This window comes from Phycisphaeraceae bacterium (assembly GCA_020851465.1).
In the GTDB taxonomy this organism is placed as follows: domain Bacteria; phylum Planctomycetota; class Phycisphaerae; order Phycisphaerales; family Phycisphaeraceae; genus JADZCR01.
This window is the reverse complement of record JADZCR010000001.1, coordinates 184,433-204,280: the sequence shown is the minus strand read 5'-3', so window position 1 is coordinate 204,280 and position 19,848 is coordinate 184,433. Positions and strand designations below refer to the sequence as shown.

Annotated in this window: 15 protein-coding genes; 5 read left to right on the top strand and 10 right to left on the bottom strand. The window is 60.3% G+C overall.

All coding sequences use genetic code 11. The features are described 5' to 3' along the window. Window positions 1–4: 4 nt before the first annotated feature. From lpxI to IT444_00750, 3 genes are all read right to left on the bottom strand, one after another. On the bottom strand, window positions 5–835 hold the full coding sequence (gene lpxI / locus IT444_00760) for a UDP-2,3-diacylglucosamine diphosphatase LpxI (protein ID MCC7191284.1): 831 nt from the start codon (window positions 833–835) through the stop codon (window positions 5–7). 65 nt (window positions 836–900) lie between these two features. After that, on the bottom strand, window positions 901–1,608 hold the full coding sequence (locus IT444_00755; protein MCC7191283.1) for a transglutaminase family protein: 708 nt from the start codon (window positions 1,606–1,608) through the stop codon (window positions 901–903). Window positions 1,609–1,776: 168 nt separating this feature from the next. Continuing rightward, window positions 1,777–1,983: a hypothetical protein gene (locus tag IT444_00750; GenBank protein ID MCC7191282.1), complete on the bottom strand. Its 207-nt coding sequence runs from the start codon at window positions 1,981–1,983 to the stop codon at window positions 1,777–1,779. Here IT444_00750 and IT444_00745 point away from each other — a divergent pair. After that, entirely contained in the window at window positions 1,967–2,788 is an 822-nt protein-coding gene (locus IT444_00745; GenBank protein ID MCC7191281.1) for a phosphodiester glycosidase family protein, read from the top strand. The genes IT444_00750 and IT444_00745 overlap by 17 nt on opposite strands. A 59-nt stretch (window positions 2,789–2,847) precedes the next feature. Here IT444_00745 and thrS read toward each other — a convergent pair whose 3' ends face one another. Together thrS and IT444_00735 are read right to left on the bottom strand one after the other, a co-directional pair. Then, window positions 2,848–4,923, bottom strand: coding sequence for a threonine--tRNA ligase (thrS, locus tag IT444_00740; protein ID MCC7191280.1), 2,076 nt, complete (start codon window positions 4,921–4,923; stop codon window positions 2,848–2,850). Between the two features lie 126 nt (window positions 4,924–5,049). Next, window positions 5,050–5,898, bottom strand: a complete 849-nt coding sequence (locus tag IT444_00735; GenBank protein ID MCC7191279.1) for a phytanoyl-CoA dioxygenase family protein — start codon at window positions 5,896–5,898, stop codon at window positions 5,050–5,052. Window positions 5,899–6,049: 151 nt separating this feature from the next. Between IT444_00735 and IT444_00730 the strand changes: the two genes are divergently transcribed. After that, window positions 6,050–8,236, top strand: a complete 2,187-nt coding sequence (locus IT444_00730; protein ID MCC7191278.1) for a hypothetical protein — start codon at window positions 6,050–6,052, stop codon at window positions 8,234–8,236. Window positions 8,237–8,299: 63 nt separating this feature from the next. Here the strand turns inward: IT444_00730 and IT444_00725 are convergent, their stop codons facing one another. Beyond that, window positions 8,300–9,055, bottom strand: a complete 756-nt coding sequence (locus tag IT444_00725; protein ID MCC7191277.1) for a hypothetical protein — start codon at window positions 9,053–9,055, stop codon at window positions 8,300–8,302. Window positions 9,056–9,436: 381 nt separating this feature from the next. On the opposite strand from IT444_00725, the gene IT444_00720 reads away from it, so the two are divergent. Genes IT444_00720 through IT444_00710 form a run of 3 tightly spaced genes read left to right on the top strand, consistent with a single transcriptional unit; the run spans window position 9,437 to window position 14,156 of the window. Then, window positions 9,437–11,833 (top strand): DNA topoisomerase IV subunit A, encoded by a 2,397-nt coding sequence (locus IT444_00720; GenBank protein ID MCC7191276.1) that lies wholly within the window; start codon window positions 9,437–9,439, stop codon window positions 11,831–11,833. Window positions 11,834–11,844: 11 nt separating this feature from the next. Continuing rightward, entirely contained in the window at window positions 11,845–12,186 is a 342-nt protein-coding gene (locus tag IT444_00715; protein MCC7191275.1) for a hypothetical protein, read from the top strand. 59 nt (window positions 12,187–12,245) lie between these two features. Then, window positions 12,246–14,156, top strand: coding sequence for a type IIA DNA topoisomerase subunit B (locus IT444_00710; GenBank protein MCC7191274.1), 1,911 nt, complete (start codon window positions 12,246–12,248; stop codon window positions 14,154–14,156). Between the two features lie 53 nt (window positions 14,157–14,209). On the opposite strand, the gene IT444_00705 is transcribed toward IT444_00710, so the two are convergent. The 4 genes from IT444_00705 to IT444_00690 form a co-directional block, all read right to left on the bottom strand. Further along, window positions 14,210–14,905, bottom strand: coding sequence for an MgtC/SapB family protein (locus tag IT444_00705; protein ID MCC7191273.1), 696 nt, complete (start codon window positions 14,903–14,905; stop codon window positions 14,210–14,212). 257 nt (window positions 14,906–15,162) lie between these two features. Then, a complete protein-coding gene (locus tag IT444_00700) occupies window positions 15,163–16,944 on the bottom strand; it encodes a hypothetical protein (protein ID MCC7191272.1) in 1,782 nt (593 codons plus the stop codon). A 25-nt stretch (window positions 16,945–16,969) separates the two neighbouring features. Beyond that, the gene (locus IT444_00695; protein ID MCC7191271.1) at window positions 16,970–18,316 is read right to left on the bottom strand and encodes an alpha-glucosidase/alpha-galactosidase; all 1,347 of its coding nucleotides are present in this window, start codon (window positions 18,314–18,316) and stop codon (window positions 16,970–16,972) included. 107 nt (window positions 18,317–18,423) lie between these two features. Further along, window positions 18,424–19,761 carry a PepSY domain-containing protein gene (locus IT444_00690; protein ID MCC7191270.1) on the bottom strand — a complete coding sequence of 446 codons (1,338 nt, stop codon included), beginning with the start codon at window positions 19,759–19,761 and terminating at the stop codon, window positions 18,424–18,426. Window positions 19,762–19,848 lie beyond the last annotated feature (87 nt).

The window sequence follows — 19,848 nt, the reverse complement described above, 5'->3', positions numbered from 1 at the left end:
GCTGTCATCGTCCAACGACGGCGATACCCGCCCTGTCCGCCGCAGCGAGCAATTCGAGTTTGTCCGCCAGGATCACTTTTCCCGACTGGACGACGAGGCATCTGGCGCTGCAGCGTTTGAGGTTTTCGATGGTTTGCAGACCCACGGTGGGCACGTCGAAGCGCATGTCCTGCGTGTGCTTGCCTGCCTTGAGCAGCGTCCATCCGCCGATGCGGCAGAGTTCGCCGGCCCGACGGATCATTGCGTCGGTGCCTTCGATCGCTTCGACAGCGATGACCTCGCGCTCGCGCACAGCGATAGCCTGACCGACATCGAGGTTGTTCATCTGCAGCAGCAACGGCCAGGCAAAGTCGATATCGGCCAGTTGTTCAGCGGTCGGAGCGCAGCGGGTCAGTGTGCCCGGTGTCGCCAGTGAGTCAGGAATGTAACGGGTGGAATCGACCAAGGTGATGCCGCCTGCGAGGAGTTCCGAGGCGACGGCTCCGAGGAGTGCTTCGTTTCGTCGGTCGTGACGCAGGACACGATACCACAGCTTGGCGGCACGCCAGTCGGGCATCTGTCGAAACAGCCGCATGGGTTCAAAGATGCGGGCTTTTTTTACCCGGCCGATCATCACCGCCTCGCGCACTCCCCAGCGTCGCAGCAGGCGGATCCACCGACCGATGCGGATGATGCCCGCTTTAGCGAAGTCGTCACACAGTCCGGGTAATTCCGGCGCGTACTGATCGGTTAGACCGACACACGCGACCCGTCGCCCCGCCGCACGGATGCCCTGCGCGGTCAGCACGGGCAGGCGTCCCTGGCCGGCGATGAGTCCGATGGGTTCTGACGACATGCGTTTTATCGTATCGAAGTTTGCCGCCTCGATGCCACGGGTGCGGATCGCGCTGCGTCCGGCGATTACGCCCCTGCGCCCAGCAGCCCCTGTAATTCCGAAACAGCCGCCAGATCATGTCTCCGGTCGTGCATGTAGAAAATGTGCTGAAGGTTCATGAGCATCCGACCGAGCCACTGTCGGTGTGTCGCCGGCTGCAGCAGCGAGTCGGATCGCGTCACGGTAGGCTGGCCGGCCTGCTCGATCATCTCAAAAGCCTCGTCGCGGCTGAGCACGTTTCCGCCGGAGAAGGGATCGACGAGCATCAGCGGTGCGGCATTGTCGGAATCAATCTGCACACCAGCCAGAAAATGCGACGGCGCATTAATGCCGTAAACGCGCAGACCGAGCCGCCCCAGCACCGCTTTGTAAATCAGCGTAAGCGTGATGGGCAGGCCGCGCTTGTGTCGCAGGACGATGGGGATGTAACTGTTGTCGGGCGAGTAGTAGTGTTCCGGAGTCGATCCGGTGAAGCCTTCCTCCTCAAAGAGCACTTCGTGCGCGTGGGCGAGGATTGCCTTCACCTGTCCGCTGCGGACTCGTGAGCGGATCGTCTCCGCCAGCGAGTTGATTTCCGCCTCGACTCGGAGAGGATCGATTTCCGGCATCGCGTGCATGGCGATGGCGACCGCACCGCGCTCCAGCGAGCCGGGCGTTTCAAGATTCGGCAACTGATTCGCGAAGAACGAAAAAGCCGCCGGCCGACAATGGATAGGCTTTGCTGCGTCCGACACGAGAGGTTCCCGCTGGATCAAACCGACTAGTTTATTGTAGGAACAAACCTCAAAAACCTACAGCCTTTTTTGAGTTTTTCCGCCCGTTACCCGATGGAAATTTCCACAAAAGACAGGCGGAGGCGTCAGCCCCTTGGTTATTGAATCGCGGCCAATCCCGACCGTTTGTCACTTCTGGGCGACGGTCTTGCGTGACAGCGCAGGCAGGCCATAGGTTTGCCGAGTCTTTCCGTCCGGCAGTCTGCCGGTTAGCCTGCCGTGACTCCCGGAGATCGACTTGAGCAGCACGGAATCCACCTCGACATCAGAGCCTGTCACACCCGTGCTGCCGCCGCGTCGTCCACGGTGGTGGGTAAGGTTGCGGAACGCCGGCATCCTGCTCCTGCTGATCGTCATCGGTTGGCTGAGCTTCCGCTGGTGGACTGCCCGTGGCCCGCTGCCGGCCACCGAGATTTATCACGGCGTGACCTACGCCTGTGAACGCCTGACGCCCGACGAACAGGGCAGCGGCCTGATGCACTGGATTCGCGTCGATCTGAAAACACCCGGTATCGAAATCTTCACCACGCCTCTGGATTATCCGTCACCTTCGGAAATGGAGTACCGCCTCCGTTACACGAGCACAGCCGTCAAGGAGCACGACCTGGCCGCCGCGGTCAACGGCACGCTCTATCGTGCGGGTGATTTTCCGCTTCCCGGCCGGCCCGCCCGCAGCGCGGAGACGGTCGTCTCCGAACACGTCGTGAATCATGTGGATCGCAGTTCGTTCTTGCTCTGGTTTGAGGATGACATGACGCCGCACATGGAAGCGACGCGCCCCCCTGGGGAGTCGGTTTTACGGCGGGCACGGTTTGGAATCGGCGGCAATGTCATGGGTGTCCACGATGGCGCGGTGACGCCATACGTCGGCACGAGTCGTCGTGACAGCCGGACCTGGTTGGGTCTTGATCCGCACGGGAAGCTGCTCTGGATGGCTGTCTTTGATGACGTGACCGAGCGCCGCGCTGCGGTGGAAATGAACCGCCTGGGTGCAACCGAAGCGATTCCGCTCGATGGCGGGTCGTCAACGGAGATGGTTCTGGGCGCGGATGCTCGGCAGGTGCGTCCCGGCGCGATCATGCGGACATGGATACCCAACGCCACGCACTTTGGTATTCGTGCGCAACCTTTCCGCCCATAGCCGCCTCGATGGTTTGCCCGCGTTCAACCTGCGAAAATCGGCGCACTTACGAAAGTCGATCACGTCGCAGCAGCATCGCCGCGACGATTCGCTTCCGCCTTTGCCTTCTCAATGAATTCTTCGAGCTTCACCGCGCCTACGTCGCCCTTGACCCGATCGCGGACACTCACTGAGCCGGACGCTTCATCCTTGCCGCCGACGATCAGCATGTAGGGCACCTTGTCGTCCTGGGCGATCTTGATTTTCGCCTGCACGCGCTCGCCGCTCTGGTCGAGCGTCGCGCGGAATCCTTCCGCCAGCAGTGCGTCGAGAACTTTTCTGCCATAGGCGGCGAACTTATCCGAGATCGTCAGCACGCGGATCTGTTCCGGCGCAAGCCAGAGCGGAAACGCGCCGGCGAAATGCTCGATGAGCAATCCGACGAACCGTTCCATCGAGCCGAACGGCGCACGATGGATCATCACCGGTCGGTGCGGCTGGTTGTCCGCGCCGGTGTAGGAGAGGTCGAAGCGGTTGGGGAGCTGGTAATCCACCTGCACCGTGCCGAGTTGCCACTCGCGGCCGATGACATCCTTGACCACGAAGTCGATCTTGGGTCCGTAAAACGCGGCTTCGCCCGGCTCGGCGCTGAAGGGCACGCCCAGCGTCTGCGCAGCACGTTTACAGGCGGTTTCAGCCTTGTCCCACTGATCCGCACTGCCGACATATTTTTTCGAGTCCGGGTCGCGCACGCCGACACGCACGCGGTACTCATGGAGTCCGAGCGTGCCGAAGATGATCTTGACCAGCTCGAGGCAGCCGAGCAGTTCCGAGTCGAGTTGTTCCTCGGTGACGAAAAGATGGGCGTCGTCCTGGGTGAAGCCGCGGACACGGGTCATCCCGCCGATCTCACCGCTCTTTTCCCAGCGATACACCGTGCCGAATTCCGCGAGTCGGATCGGCAGGTCGCGGTAAGAGCGTTTTTCGCTGGCGTAGATTTTGATGTGGAAGGGGCAGTTCATCGGCTTGAGCAGGTAGCCGTCGATGTCGCCGCTGCCCATCCGGCTGGCCAGCTCGGCGCAGCCGCACTTTTCATCGGCCAGCGATTTCATCTGCTCGTGGTCGATCATCGGCGGGTACTGGCTCTCGCGGTAATAGGGGAAGTGCCCGGAAGTCTTGAAAAGATCAAGCCGTCCGATGTGCGGAGTAAACACGTGGCTGTAACCCTGGCGGCGCAGATGTTCGCTGATGAACTTCTGCAGCTCGCCGCGCACGACCGCGCCTTTGGGCTTCCACAGGATCAGTCCCTGGCCGACCTGTTCGTCGATGGTGAACAGGCCGAGCTTCTGTCCGATGACGCGATGGTCGCGCTGCCGGGCCTCCTCGACCTGTGCGAGGTAGGCATCGAGGTCCGCCTGCGAAAAAAACGCCGTGCCGTAAACACGCTGGAAACGGTCGGAGTTGACATCGCCGTGCCAGTTCGACGAGGCGACGCTGGTGACCTTGAACGCGCCGATCGCGCCGGTGGAAGGCACGTGCGGCCCCATGCAGAGGTCTTCCCAGTTTTTATTGATCTCTCCGGTCGCGTACCAAGAGAGCGATCTCGCGCCGCCGTCAATCGCACGCTTCGCGTTGTCGATCTTGTACTTGTTTCCCTCGATCTCAAGTCGTTTCATACCCTCGGATGGAGGCAGTTCATAGCGAGTGAACAATCGGTTTTCCGCGACGATGTTTTTCATCTCCGCTTCGATCTTTGGGAAGTCCTCGCTGCTGATCGGCGTATCGAGCGCGATGTCGTAGTAAAACCCGTTGTCGAGAGGCGGGCCGTAGGCGAGCTTGACCTTGTCTTTGCCGTACACGCGCTCGATGGCTTCGGCCATCACGTGCGCGGTGGAGTGGCGCAGCAGGTAGAGCGCGTCGGGGCTGTGTTCGCCCTTGGTTTTCCCGTCCTTGTCGGTGCGCGGCTTGGTGATGATGGCGAGGCTGGCGTCATGGTCGATCGGCCGGTTGAGATCCCAGAGCTGGCCATCGACCTTCGCGCCGATGGCGGCTTTCGCCAGACCGGCACCAATGTCCGCGGCTACGCGCGCAGGGGTGACGGGACCAGCTTGGGAGTCATATTCCTTGATGCTGCCGTCGGGCAGGGTGATGCGCATAAAACCTCCACTGCAGGAAACGGAGAAGTTTATCGTCAGATTGCAGCAAGCGGGTAGCGTTTGGTCTGCCTGCATCCTGCGCGAGCATTAGGGAGAGGCAGTCGGATGCGGAGTGCCAAGGCTCATTTAATCCCAGGCATCCAGCCCCAGCAATCGTCGTCCCAGCAGAGTCAGCGTCGCGGTCTTGCCGGACGTTTCCTCGATCTTTCGCGGATCGCCTGAGAACGTCGGCAGACTTCCACGCCAGCGGTGCACGCGGTCAGCGCGATCCTGATCCGAGGCATCTTTGGCCGGGTACATCAGGACGTACTGGGCGAAACGCGGCCGGGTCGTGGTGTTCAGCCCATTGCCGTGGGGCAGAAAAACATCCCACACGATCAGATCACCCGCGCTGCCCGCAATGGGTGTCGGCGTGATCGCGGAGAAATCGGGCGGCGCGGGTGCGCGTTCCGATGGCGGGGTCTGTGCCCAGCTACGCAGTCGATGGTTAAACCCCGGCACACAGTGGAACCCGCCCTGGTTTTCCGTGGTGTCGGTGAGATAGATCACGCCCTGAAGTCTGATCGGTGCATTGGCGGGTAACACGTCATTCGCAGCAGGCAGGGGTACGTCGATGTGCAGAAATCCCTTGTCCACCCAATCGGGGTATCGGGAGTTTGCCGGCAGCTTCATGCTGACGCGGTCGAGACTGCAATGGAGATTTTTCTCGTGCAATAACTCCGCGAAAATTTTGTGCAGATGCGGATGCTGGCGGTTGTCCCAGAGCGCCTGGTGGTGATAAAGCTCGATCATGCCGCCGTTGCCCGGCTTGAGCGGGGGGCGATACCACGTGTCGGGGCGGCGCCGGTCGAAGTCGAGAAACTCATATATCGCTGACACTACCGCAGCGCACTGCTTTTTCGGTACAGCGTGCGGAACGTGGAGATAACCGTTCTCGGCAAAAAAAGCATGGTCGGTTGAAGTCAGAACAGACATGCAGAGTCCAGAGAAAGATAGATGACGAAAATCGAAACGCCCATCGCCCGCTGATCACACAGAATCACCGGCAGAGATATTCATCTTGCGGGTTTCAACTCCATGACCATTCACTATCATAGCCCGCTCAAAATCCCACCAAGGAGTTCCCATGACGTCGCTCCTCGATCAGCTCGTACTCGAACGCACCGGCCCGGCCGACGCCTCCGTCGGATTAATTTCTCTGCCTCTGCCGCGCGAGTCAGCGGGCGCTCTTGCGATCGATCATCCGCTCGCAGCGATGGAGCCGGTCGCCTGGTGGGAGCGTCACCGGACACCCCGCCGTGCGCTGGCGATGATCGTTGACCGTCATCGTCTGCCCGACACGCTGCGGCTGGTTTCTTCCGCCGGCTCGCATACGGCGCCCGCGTCCTCCGCATGGACGGTCTCGACTCACCTCGTCCGGGAAAAGCTCGACTTCAAGCCGCCAAAGTTTTACGACATTGCCTCGCTCCGGGGCGTGCCTGCTGAGGATTGCACGACCGTTGAGTTTGAGGTTGTCCTCCAGTACGGCCAGCGTGAGCTGCGGCTCCAGTGTGGCGCGACCGATCCGACCGGTCGGGAGCGAAATTATTTCTGGCAGAACGTGCAGGTCGATCGCCTCTGGAACAACGCTGCGGCACAGGCGGTGCGCGTCGGCGGCGTGATCTACAACGGCGACACCTACCTCTGGGCGGATGTGTTTCTCATGCTCTTCGCCAACGGCGTCGCACGCGCAGCCGCCCATTTCGTCAACACCAAACTTCACATCGAGGGTTACGACTTTCAGGGCCTGCCGCTGATCCGCTTCGCCGGCAAGGGAATCAAGCCCGTCAGCGCGATACTCTCGACGCACGGGCCTGACTTCGACCTGGGAAACGCCAGGCTCAACCTCGCCGAGGCGATGCAACTCTCCGGCGCGGAATATCCGAGCCGACTCGACGCGGGCGCGGATGACGTTGTCTGGCGCCCGGTGAGTCGGACATTTAATCCGCAGGTGGAGACAGCCCCGGTAAATGAGTGGCCGGCCGGCTTTGCCCGCACGGTGCGGTTTGACTTGAGCCTCAGCGATGCAGCTCCGAAAATCGCGCGCTACCGTGCGCCCTCGTGGTGGTACGCAGTCGCGGGTGAACCGTGGTCGGGCGGTTACCTGCCCGTCAAGGGTAAGCTCCAGAGCGTCGCGTCAGTAACCGCTGAATACGTCCGCTCACTGATGCGCCGCAATCAGTTCGACGCAGGCAATGCGGGACTGGGCAACGACGGCTTCGCGGGCATCGGTCTGTTACAGCATTACTACCAGTCCGGCGATCCCGACTTTTTTCAGGCCGGCCTCGACTACTGCCACTACTGGGCGGATATCGCGGTGGACCACACCGATTTTTCCGTGCATCAGTGGATCGGCGGCTGGCCGTGGAAAACCTGCGCATACTCGAAGTTTCGTGACGTGCTGTTTGGTTATCTCGAAACGGGCGATCCTTACTTTCTCGACGCCGTTGAAAATGCCGCTGATGCGTACTGGATGTGGTTCCGCTCAAACTGGCCGCGCAACACGATCGGGCGGGATGCGTTCGAGGTCGGCGGCTGGGGTTTGCTGCGGCGGTATCTGCGGAGTGAGCGTGCGCGGGAGCGCACACGCGAGTTTGTCCGCATGATCGGCGTGGTGCTGGACACGCGCGGGATGGTCGGTGGGCAGCTAGGCGCCGGCCCCCATCCGGGATACATCTCCTCGATCTACATGACCGGCGTGTGCATGAACAGTCTCAGCGATATCGCCGAAGCTGAGTTTGAAGAAGGCTGTGATGAGGGAGTGGCCGCAGCGTATCGCCTGATACTCAAGCTGCACGAACGCTGGATGCGTGACGACGTGGAGCTTTTCCCGAGCAGTTACGGTGCCGGCGGACGCGACAAGTGGGGAGAAGTCGGCCAGCAGATGTGGGTGGTGGTCAGCGGTCGCGTGTATTCCCTGGCGGCCCGACTCGCTCCGCGCTGCGGCGCACTGGCCGGTGCGGTCAAAGCGATGGCCGAGGCGGGGTTCCGAAAGATGGCGGAGCAACCGTCCGTCGATGTTCAGCGGTGGGCTCCGCGAGGCCGACTGGGGGATAACATGCTCAACCCGCTTTATCACGACGCCCTGCGTCTGGGTGCGACCATCAAGGGTCACGGTGTCGAACTTTCACCTGTCGGCGATCTGAGTACCGGGCCGTCTGTGCTGACCGTGGCTACGCCGTGGGGTGAGTTGAAGGTCAACGTACGCTCCGGCGCACAACCGTCGAGTCCGATCTTCGTAGCCTCTGCACAGCGAGAGGCTGCGATCGGTTGATCAGCGTGCGTTGAGGTTCATCTCGTGTGGATCGTGCGCGTAGTCGTCGCGCTGGCTGGGCGGCTACTTGAGCACTTCCCACTTCTGAATGGCGCCTTCGAACAGGGCGTCGGGCTTGGTGCCGGTGGCAATGACTTCCAGCCGCAGCGGTACGCGCGACCGATCACCGTTGAGCAGGGCGGTCAGCTTTTCGTTGCCGCTTTTGGAATAGGAAAGATAGATTTCATCGCCGGCAGCATTGGTCAGCGCCAGATACTGACGGGGTGAGTCCTGGTCATTGAACATGGCCTGACTCGAATACTGCGTCGGCGAAGCATAGCCCAGCAGCTTGAACACCTTACCCAGATGCGACGCGGGATTTTCATTCAATTCAGCGAAGTTAACCGGCTGGTCGCGGATCTGCCGGGCGACGGCGTCGTTCTCTGCTGCCGCAACGGTGCGGGTCGGCTCGTCAGATTTCTTCGTCTCTGTCGCCGCGGTTTCAAGGCGGTTACGCAGGTCGGTAATCAGCTCCTTCTGGCCGTTTACTTCGGCGGCGAGTTCGTCCAGCTTTTGAGTCAGCGCAGCGTTTTCCTTTTTCAGCTTTGCAATCTCCGCATCATTGGCGGCAAGTCGTTGCTTCGCTTCGGTCAGCGTGCCGAATAACCGCTCTGTTATCGCGCGCAGCGTGGGCAGGTCGTATTGTGATAAATCGGGCGGCTCGTCTGCGGGTTGAGTGGCGGGCGTCCGGGTGGTCGCGGCAGGAGAGCTCGCCGGGGCGGCTGAGAGTGACGAAGCGATAAACGTAGCGGCACAGAAAACAATCGCGCGCATCAACATGACGGATACCCGCTTTCAGTAATAGTTCAAGCCGCGCATTGTAGAGTCGGCTCGATATTGTTCAGCCGGTAACTCAGACGCGAGAGTAACGCGGCAGTTCACCGGATATTCCCTGCGATCTGCCGGTTACGATTTTTTCGTCAGTCTGACGGCTGCGAGGCGATGAAGAATCCAACAGTTGATTTGTATCATCCGCCGATGCCCACTATGGTGAACGACCGGAAGACGTGATCGCCGGTCTAAGGAATCGGTTAAGGAATCGGTATAGTTTGGTAGTTGTCATGGAGGACAAGGCCATTGATCAGGCCCAATAAATCCACATCCAAGCAGCAGGGCGGAAGTCTGTTCGACTCGTCCGAGCGAGACGGTACAGGCGCCGAAGTGAACAACGTTTCTTCATCCGGAAACGGAAGCGGACGAGGCGGTGAAAAACGTTCAGTCGGAGGCGGAAACGGCGACGGAACTGGTGCGGTAGCACTGCACGAAGCCGCCCAGACTGGATACTTAAACTATGCGCTATCAGTAGTTACCGCTCGAGCCCTGCCTGACGTACGCGACGGGCTGAAGCCTGTTCAGCGGCGTATTCTTTACACCATGTGGCAGCGTGGGTTGACCGCCGATTCCAAGCATCGTAAGTGTGCCGATGTCGTCGGTACCGTTCTTGGCAGCTATCACCCGCATGGCGACAGCTCCGTCTATGACGCCCTGGTTCGTATGGCCCAGCCCTGGGTCATGCGCGCGACGCTCGTCGATGGGTCGGGCAATTTCGGGTCGATGGATGGCGACAACGCCGCAGCCTATCGCTACACCGAGTGTCGTCTCACCCGCATCTCCGACGAACTGCTCACCGAGCTAGATCAGCAGACCGTGCATTTTCGTCCCAACTACGACGGCACAAAGTCCGAGCCGGTCGTCCTGCCCGCGCGATACCCCAACATGCTCGTCAACGGCGCGTCAGGCATTGCCGTCGGTATGGCGACCAATATCCCGCCGCACAACCTTGGCGAAGTCTGCAATGCGCTGATCAAGCTCATCGACGACCCGGAGCTTTCCACGCATCAGCTCTGCAATTACATCAAAGGCCCGGATTTTCCAACCGGAGCACAGGTTCTCAACCCGCGGAGCGAGATCAAGCGCATTTACAAGGAAGGACAGGGCGGCTTCCGCATCCGCGCCACATGGAAGCCCGGACCGGTCACGCGCAGCGGCAAGACGATCATCGTCAACAGCATTCCCTACGGCGTGAATAAGGCGACGCTGGTCGAGGAGATCGCGCAGATTGTGCTCCAGCGCAAGCTTCCGCCGCTGGTCGATATCAAGGATATTTCGACCGACGATGTGCGCATCGAGCTGGAGCTAAAGCGTGAGGCGGATGAACAGATGGTGATGGCTTATCTCTTCAAGCACACCGGCTTGCAGAGCAATTTTGCCGTCAACATGACCTGTCTGATACCGACGGAAAATCCTGAGGTTGGCCGCCCTGAGCGGCTGGAGCTGCGCGAGGTGCTGATGCACTTCCTGAAGTTCCGTCTGGAGGTCGTGACCCGCCGGCTTGAGCATGAGTTGGCGCAGCTGGGCAAACGGATTCACATCCTGGAAGGGTTTGAAAAGGTCTTCGACGCGCTGGATGAAATCATTCGGATCATTCGCAAGAGCGAAGGCAAAGCCGACGCCGCCGAAAAGATCATGAAGCGTTTCGAGTTGGACGCCGAACAGACCGACGCGATTCTCGAATTGAAGCTGTACCGGCTGGCGCGGCTGGAAATCCTCATCATCCAGAAGGAGCTTGAGGAGAAGCGCAAGCGTTCGCGTGAGATCAAGGGCCTGCTCAAGGATGAGGACAGCCGATGGAAACTCGTCCGCGCTGAGTTGTCGGAGATCGGCGAGAAGTACGGCAAGGATCCGCTCAACAAACGCCGCACGCTGATTGAAGATGTCGGCGAGGAAAAGGAATACTCGGCGGAGGACTTCATCATCGAGGAGGACAATGACGTCATCATCTCCCGCGATGGCTGGGTGAAACGTCAGAAGGAGGTCAAGGACCTGGCCACCACCCGGCTGCGCGAGGGGGACAGTGTAATGGCGTGGTTCCGAGGCAGCACGCGCGCGACGGCGGCGTTTTTCACGAACTTCGGAACCTGTTACACCTGCCGACTCATCGACATCCCCGCGACGACGGGTTACGGCGAGCCGATCCAGAGCCTGTTCAAGTTCAAGGACGGAGAGAAAGTCGTAGCGGCTGCGTCAATGGACCCGCGCGTCACGACCGACATCAAGGCCCGCAAAGAAGGCGACGAGCCGCCCACCCACGCCATCGCGGTCACCAGTGACGGCTATGCGCTGCGTTTTGGGATCGAGCCGTTCGTGGAAGTCAGCACTCGTGCGGGGAGAAAATTCGCTCGAACTGCGGAGGGAGCGCACGTCGTCGGCGTGGCAATCATTCACGGCAGCGAGGTCATCATCACCGCGACACGTCACGGCCACGCACTGCTCTGCCGTGCAAAAGAGGTGAACTTTCTCACCGGACCCGGTCGCGGCGTGATTCTCATCAAGATTACGGACAAGGATGACGGCGTGCTGGGTTTCATCGCCAGCACGGGCGACCGCGACCTGATGAATGTCGAGTCGGCGCGCGGCGGCCAGCAGACGATCAGCACCGCCAAGTACGAGTTGACCAGTCGGGGCGGCAAGGGACGCGCGATCCTGCAGCGCGGCGAGTTGTCGCGCGTGATTTATGACGATCCCGCTCCGCCGGTGATGCTCGATGAAGGGGATTGACGGAGGATGTCGTGGTCTGTGAACACCTGCGAGCGTTGGAAGAAGAACTGATCACCCGTGGGCATAAGGTCGATTACCGCAGCCCGTCGTCGAGCGGCGGCACGCATGAGCGGATTTACTTCGATGTGGTGTTTGACACGGAGGCGTTGCAGAAACGATTTGCGTTTGCTTCATGCGTACGGGTGAGCAGTTTTCTCGGTAAACACGATGGCGCAGAACACGGGTTTGAATGCGTGGAGCACCATGATGCGATATTGGGCCGTCACCCGGGCATGTACGAGGCACGCCCCGGCTCGCATGAGTCGTACATCGCGTACATGAAACGGCAGTTAGAAGAAAAGATGTATCGCTGAGCATAGTGGATTGATGAGGAAGGAAAGTGCCAGCCGGTTGCCGGCATGAAGGATCACGGATGACCAGTACCACCGCTTACACCGCCAAAGATCTCCAGGTGCTCGAAGGCCTTGAGCCAGTCCGCAAACGTCCCGGTATGTACATCGGCGGCGTCGGCAGCGCGGGCCTTCACCACCTTGTCTGGGAAATCCTCGACAACTCCGTCGATGAAGCCATGAACGGCCACGCCACCGCCATCGAAGTCACACTCGATGCCGACGGCACCAGCATCACCGTCAGCGATAACGGCCGCGGGATCCCCGTCGATATTCACCCCAAAACCAAAAAGTCCGGCCTCGAAGTCGTCCTCTGTCAGCTTCACGCCGGCGGTAAGTTTGAACACCAGAATTACAAGACCTCCGGCGGGCTTCACGGCGTCGGCGCGTCGGTCGTCAACGCGCTCTCCAAGGAACTCATCGCCACCGTGCGCCGTGACGGTCACGAGTACGAGATGCGGTTCAAGGCTGGAAAGCCCCAGGGACCGCTTAAAAAACTCGGTCCGGCGCGCGGGTCGGGCACCACGATCTATTTTCATCCTGACCCGACCATCTTTCCCAAGACGGAGTTTGATCCTCTGCTCATCCGCGATCGACTGGAGATCACCAGCTACATCCACAAGGGGATCAAGGTCGCGTTCAACGATGAGGTGAACAAGCAGAAATACACCTTCCAGCACGAAGAAGGCCTCGTCGCGTTTCTCAAAAAGATTTTGACGGAACGAAACGCCAAACCGATCCACGATCCGCCGTTCACGCTCAGTCGTGAGAACGGCGTGAAGGTCGAGCTTGCGCTCCAGTGGACCGAAGCTACCGATGAGCACGTGCGCAGTTACGTCAACGGCATTCCGACCGGGTCAGGCGGGACTCACGAGCTGGGTCTGCGGGCCGGGATCGGCAAGGCGTTTCGTAATTTCATCGAGACTCACAACCTGACGCCCAAGGGCGTCACGATCACCGCGGAGGACATACGCGAGGGCATGGTCTGCGTACTTTCGACTTTCGTCACCGAGCCGCAGTTCCAGGGACAGACGAAGGATCGACTGAACAACCCCGAAGTGCAGGCTCACATCGACGGCGCGGTGCGGCCGGTGCTCGAACACTGGCTCAACCATAACAAGACGACGGCAGAAGGCATCGTGGCGCGGATCATTCTGGCGGCGCGAGCTCGTGAGGCATCGCGCGCCGCGAGCCAGGCGATTACCCGTCGCGGTGCGACTTCCGGTCGGGCGACATTGCCGGGCAAGCTCAGCGACTGCACCTGTCGCCGCGCCGATGAAAGCGAGCTGTTCATTGTCGAGGGTGACTCAGCCGGTGGTTCCGCCAAGCAGGGCCGTGATCGCGGTACACAGGCGATCCTGCCTCTGCGCGGCAAGGTGCTCAACACCGAGCAGGCGGCACTGGGCAAGGTGCTGGAAAACAAAGAGCTGGCGGACCTGGTGGTCGCGCTGGGCTGCTCGATCGGCAAGGATTTCGATATCAGTCGGCTGCGCTACGGGAAAATCATCCTGTTGGCCGATGCCGACTCGGACGGCCATCACATCACGACGCTGCTGCTGACCTTTATTTTCCGTCACATGCGCGGTTTGCTGGAAGCGGGCAAGGTGTTTCTGGCCCAACCGCCGCTTTTCCGCGTGGACATCGGCAAGGAAACATACTGGGCTGCCGATGACACCCAGCGCGATGAACTGGTGAAGAAACACGGCGGGCGCGCCAAGCCGGAGATCACGCGATTCAAGGGGCTGGGCGAGATGATGCCCAAGGTGTTGTGGGATACGACGCTGGACCCGAAGAAGCGCCGCCTGCTTCGCGTGGAGATCGCCGACCCGCTGCTGTCGGATCGCGTGATTGCGGATCTGATGGGTAAGGACGCATCAGCACGGTTCAAGTTCATCATGGAGCGTGCGGAAGAAGCGCAGGAGCTGGACGTGTGAACCGTCCTGAAGCAGACGCAGCTTTGATGAAAACTGCTGCGTGATGCCGCTGATCAAGCCCAGCTTAGCTCGATGATGCCCGGATGGGCTTTGAGAGCAGCAGCGACGCGCTGGGAAACTTCGAACAGGTCGGTCTTTTTGTATTTCACGTCGAAGCGCAGCGTTCGCCGACCATCGAGCAACTGGTAGTGGAGGTCGGTCTTTTTCACCCGCACGCCGGTGGCATTGATGGTGTCGCGGATGGCGGCATCGCTTGGGCCGGTGGCGTCGAGAACGACCGTGACCACGCCATACCAATCGTTGGCGATCAATCCACCCAGCGGCGGGATGATGAAGAGCGCGATGAAGGCGATGCCGGAGGCGAGGATCCCCAGAAGGTAAAAGCCCGCGCCGAAGCACAAGCCCAGAATGGTGACGTACCAGAGAACAGCGGCCGTGGTGACGCCGCGGATGGTGTTGCCTTCGCGGAGGATGGCACCGGCACCGAGGAATCCCATTCCCGCCAGAACACTCGCACCGAGTCGTGCAGGGTCGGGTCTCCAGCCGTTACCGGGGGTGTATTGATGCAGATGTGTGGAAAGAAGCATCGCCACACAGGCAGCGACACAGGCGAGCATGGTGGTGCGCAACCCGGCGGCGCGGCCGCGTGATTCCCGCTCATAGCCGACGACCAGGCCCATGAGTACCGCCAGCCCAAGCCGCAGCAGGACTTCAGCTTCCGACGGAAAAGTGCCTTGGAATTCGGGCATGTTCGCTTTCCGCAAGCAGGGGTATTCACCCAATCTTAACGTGGACTTCCACGTTGTTTGTTGTGCTGATGATCCGACCGAGAGCCTATCCGAACAGGAGCGTGAGTGAGTCGGGGCATTTCCGCCATGAGCAGGCGAGAAAGTGACAGGTCAGAGCAGTTCGACAAACCGCATACCGTAAGCGGCTGCGCTGAATGAGACGGTGAGTTGATCGACAAGTTTCTGTTTATAAGGGCGGGTTTAATCGTACAAGCAAATCAGCCGAGATCATTTCGCGATGCGAGCAACGCCTTGACCGTATCAAACGCCAGCTTCGGGCGTCGGTACTCGTCCACCAGTCCCTTGGCGTTGATCCCGCGGATCGAGATTGATGCAGCTTCATAGTCGATGAAAAGCCACAGAAAAAACCCAGCGACCCATTCACGATCAAGGATCGCACGGATATGTCGGCAGAGCAGTTCGCTCTGGTAATCCTCTGTCCAGGGATGCATCTCCAGCGATCGCTGGCCGAGGATGCCCTCCGCTCCGAACTCGGTCACCATCAGCGGCTTGTTTCCCCAAAGCGACTTCACATGATCGAGCAGCTTCGGGAGAAATTCCGCTTTGTCCGCATACCAGCCCGCGTAGCAATTCAATCCCAGTACATCGACATACGCACTCGTCGGCGGTAAGCCGCCGGTCGGCTCACCGCTTACTTTTTTAACCACCGTCAGGTGTTCCGGCGGAGCGGGACTCTCTGCGGTGATCGTGAACCGCGTCGGATCAGCCTGCTTGAACGTGTCGTGGATGGCTTTGAAAAACTCGGCTGCGCCGGGTTCAAAGGTCTTCGATTCATTTTGAATCACCCAACCTACGATGCACGGATGATGGCCGAGTTGCCGAACCATCTGACGCGCCATTTCGCAGCAGAGGTCACGGACTTTGGTACTGGCAAACTGATGCGGGTGGAATTGCCAGCAGGGCATCTCGGCAATGACGAGCATTCCCTCGCGGTCACATGCGTCATAGAACGCCTGCGCATGCGGGTAGTGCGCGGGACGGACGGCATTGAGGCCGACCTGTTTCATGAGCTGAATATCACGTGTCACCTGCCAGCCGGGCACGCTGTTGCCGAAGGTCGGATGCTGTTCATGCCATGATGCGCCGAGGATGCGGGTGGGTTTACCGTTGAGGATGAAGTGTCCGGACGCGAAATCCGCGTTGCGGAAGCCGGTCAATCCCGTGACTTTGTCGGTCACGCCGGACACTGACGGACAGGTGATGGTCCACTGGCTCAGGCCGCCTCTTCCCAGCTCCCACACGACGGGCGCGACGAAGCGCACTCTCGCTGTCCGGGTGAGGCCGCCTTCGAGTGTGGCGGTTTGTCGTTCCCGGCCGGAGCTGATCTGCACCGTCACCGGTCCGCGAGGCGCACCGACGATCTGTGCGGTGACATCGGCAAACCAACTCGTGCCGTCACGGCCGGTGGTCACCCAGGCCGCATCGACATAAACCTCCGGCCGCCATTCGAGGCAGACCGGCCGGTAGATCCCGCCGTAGTTCTGCCAGTTGAACTGCTCCTGCGGCGCAGCGTCTGGGCTTCGCAGGTTGTCCACGGTGATTTCCAGATGATTTTCGCCGCCAATCGCGATGGCGTCAGTCACCTCAAACTCAAATCCCAGGTGTCCGCCTTCGTGTGTGCCGACTTCCTGACCGTTGACCCGCGCGGTGGTGCGGTAGTTACTCCCCTCGAACACCAGAAATACTCGTGACGGCGGGCGGCGATCCGCGCCGTCGGGTACGTACACCATTTTGCGATAGGTGATCGTCCCCTCGTTGAATTTCCGCATCACGTCACGGAAGTTCTGATTCTGTGTCGGTCGGACAATGCCGGAAAGCTCCTGCGTCTCGCTCGGCCAGCGCAGGTGGTCGATCTGCTTATTCCACGGCAGGGGAATGTAGAAGTCTTGCTCGATGACAGCAGGCGCGGATACGTCGATGGCGGGATTCAACTCCAGCCGACCCTGCCAGTAGCCTGAGAGGTCGAGACGGTGGCGCATGGCGGAATCTTACCGCCGGCATGGCTCACCGATACTTGGGCAGCATTTTCCCGTGGGCGTCGATCAGGTCGTCGCACAGGTCACGAATCTGGTCGAGCGACAGTTCTGAGCTGGTGTGCGGATCGAGATACGCTGCGTGGTAAATGTGCTCGCGTTTGCGAGTGTAAGCAGCTTCGACGGTCATGATCTGCACGTTGATGTTGGTGCGGTTGACTGCCGCCAGATGTTCGGGCAGGCGTCCGACGTGGATCGGTTGGACGCCGTTTTTGTCCACCAGGCAGGCGACTTCCACGCTGGCGTTGCGCGGGAGGTTGGTGATCAGGTCGTTGTTGAGCACGTTGCCGTGGATGCGTGTCGGATTGCCGGTTTCGATCGCTTCCATGATGTACGAGCCGTACTCGTGTCCGCGAGTGTGGGAAAGGGTCGGGTTTTTCACGATCTCGTCCCGCTGTTTTTTCCAGCCGGCGATCTGGTTGATGCAGCGGCGGAGATATTCATCAATCGGAATGTTGAGTTCTTTGATCAGCTCCGGGTGCGTGCTCTTGATCCAGTAGGGCATGTATTCGCTGGTGTGTTCGCTCGACTCGGTGATGTAGTAGCCAAAGTGCCGCATGAACTCGTAGCGGACCATATCCCAGTGTTTTTTACCATTGGATTTTCGTGCAGCGTCGTTTTTGGCGAACGCAAGTTTTTTCACTTCCGGGTAGATGTCGCGTCCCTTGTCGGTCAGTTCGAGCAGCCACGCCTGGTGATTGATGCCCGCGATTTTCCAGCGCAGATCCTTGCTGTTCTGGCTGGGATGGTTGGTGCCCCATTCACCCAGAAGTCCGGGTACACACGCCTGCACGCTGTGGCAGAGACCGACGGTCTTGACCCCGGTGTACAGGGTCATGCCCATGACGAGCATGCACATGGGGTTGGTGTAGTTGAGCAGCCATGCGCCAGGGCAGACGTCTTCCATCTCGCGGGCGAAGTCCCACATGACCGGAAGCGTGCGCAGCGTGCGGAAGATGCCGCCGATGCCCAGCGTGTCCGCGATGGTCTGTCGCAGGCCGTACTTTTTGGGAACCTCGAAGTCGATGACGGTGGAAGGCTTGTACCCGCCGACCTGGATGGCATTGACGACGTAGCTGGCGCCCTTGAGCGCAGCTTTGCGGTTGCGCGTGCCTAAGTGGGTCGTGATGGTCGCCCGGCCCTGATTGATGTTCCTGTTGAGCGTTTCGAGCATCAACTGCGACTCACGCAGCCGCTGCGGATCGATGTCGTACAGCGCGATGTGCGAATCGTGCAGTGCCGGCACGAGCATGCTGTCACCAAGAATGTTCTTTGCGAATACGGATGAACCAGCCCCGATGAAGGTGATCTTGGCCATAAGAATTCCCAATGTACGGTGAGAGTACCCCTCATGCGCAGGCGAGAGTTTAGGGGGATGAAAGCGGAATGTGCAAACCGTTCATTCGTTGTACCGGACGACTAATGCTATTCAGCTGCGCCTGACGACTGAGCAGCTCTGAGCGTAAATCTCTGCCAGAGGCGATCCGCCGCCCACGCCACCAGCATGGAAGCTCCCGCCACCGGCACGAGCAAAGCGACCAGCAAAATCGCTGTCAGCACACCCCAGCTCAGTCGCGCATCTTTGACGCGAGCGGGCATGCCCCATCGGCCGGGCGGGCGACGAATCCACCACATGATGCAGCCGGTGACACACAGCCCCGCGAGGATCACCGCAACTACCAGCGACAGCATCAGGCTCCATCCTCCGCCGATCGTTCCCAGATGCACGCTCTTGGCGACACGGGAAAACAGCGGAGCGGTGCGAGGATCGGTGAATCGGCGGACAATCTGGCCGGCGGCATCGATCTCAACGCTGCGCGGAGCGGCGGCGCCGAAGCGCGGCCTTTCCGTCACGACAACCGCTCCCCGTGCCGCACGACGAAGGCTCAGCGGCACGTCGGTGAATCCAGTCTTCACCGCGATGAGTCGGGCAGCTTCCCACGAAAGAGCCGGTCCGTTGTCGTGTGATTCGTGGTTGTTCACATCAACTCCTCCACGCCGTTCAGCCGGTGCGGTACGCGGCGGAACACGGAGGAGGTACGACTTGATCAGTCCTCCCTCGACCAGCGACATGGTTAATCCGCTGAACGCCTGCGCGATCACCAGCAGAGCCACGAGCGCACCGATCACCGCGTGCGAGTCGCGCAGGGCAAGATAGGCACCCTGTCGAAAGCGGATTTTTAATGCGGACTCACGCCAGAATTTTCCACGAGGCCACCAGAGAAAGATGCCGGTGATCGCCATGATCATCGCCCACCCGGTGACCAGTTCGGTGATGATGCGGCCGGTGGTCCCCATAAACAGACGGCGATGGAAGTTTTCGATGTCGCCGAGCCAGTCGTCCTTTGCCTTGAAGCTGACGGTGCGTGATTTTTCGTAAGGATCCACCGCCAGCATTCGCGGCGGGCCGTCTCCGCGTTTCATCGTAAAAAGCGTCGTGCGCTCAGGCCCATCCACGAGGATGGTTTCGATCTTTGCTTCCGGCTGTGCTGCACGGGCGATGAGGTATTGCTCATCGAGTGTCAGTGCAGCCGCGGAGGTTGAACCGCTGCTCAGGTAGCGATCCGGGTAACTCATGACGCGCAGCTCTGGCGCGTAAACGAGCAGCACTCCTGTCGCCGCAGATATCAGCAGGAACGGCGCGATGAGCAGGCCCGCATAAAAATGCCACCGCCACACGATGCGATAGAGATCACGGCTGCGCGTGCGTGAGGAAAGCGCAGCCAGGGCGGGAGCTGTCTGTAGAGATGGCGCTGCGGTCACGATGCTTTCACTCGTGGGATGTAAAGAACGATCGGTGAAACGGGATCAGGCGGCAAGTGTCCGCACCCCAGGCCTCTCTCCAGCGCG

Coding starts and splice junctions, on each gene's coding strand:
- IT444_00725 (MCC7191277.1), bottom strand. CDS start 9,055: ATGTTGATGCGCGCGATTGTTTTCTGTGCCGCTACGTTTATCGCTTCG.
- IT444_00700 (MCC7191272.1), bottom strand. CDS start 16,944: ATGCGCCACCGTCTCGACCTCTCAGGCTACTGGCAGGGTCGGCTGGAG.
- IT444_00750 (MCC7191282.1), bottom strand. CDS start 1,983: ATGCCGGCGTTCCGCAACCTTACCCACCACCGTGGACGACGCGGCGGC.
- lpxI (MCC7191284.1), bottom strand. CDS start 835: ATGTCGTCAGAACCCATCGGACTCATCGCCGGCCAGGGACGCCTGCCC.
- IT444_00710 (MCC7191274.1), top strand. CDS start 12,246: ATGACCAGTACCACCGCTTACACCGCCAAAGATCTCCAGGTGCTCGAA.
- IT444_00735 (MCC7191279.1), bottom strand. CDS start 5,898: ATGTCTGTTCTGACTTCAACCGACCATGCTTTTTTTGCCGAGAACGGT.
- IT444_00695 (MCC7191271.1), bottom strand. CDS start 18,316: ATGGCCAAGATCACCTTCATCGGGGCTGGTTCATCCGTATTCGCAAAG.
- thrS (MCC7191280.1), bottom strand. CDS start 4,923: ATGCGCATCACCCTGCCCGACGGCAGCATCAAGGAATATGACTCCCAA.
- IT444_00705 (MCC7191273.1), bottom strand. CDS start 14,905: ATGCCCGAATTCCAAGGCACTTTTCCGTCGGAAGCTGAAGTCCTGCTG.
- IT444_00730 (MCC7191278.1), top strand. CDS start 6,050: ATGACGTCGCTCCTCGATCAGCTCGTACTCGAACGCACCGGCCCGGCC.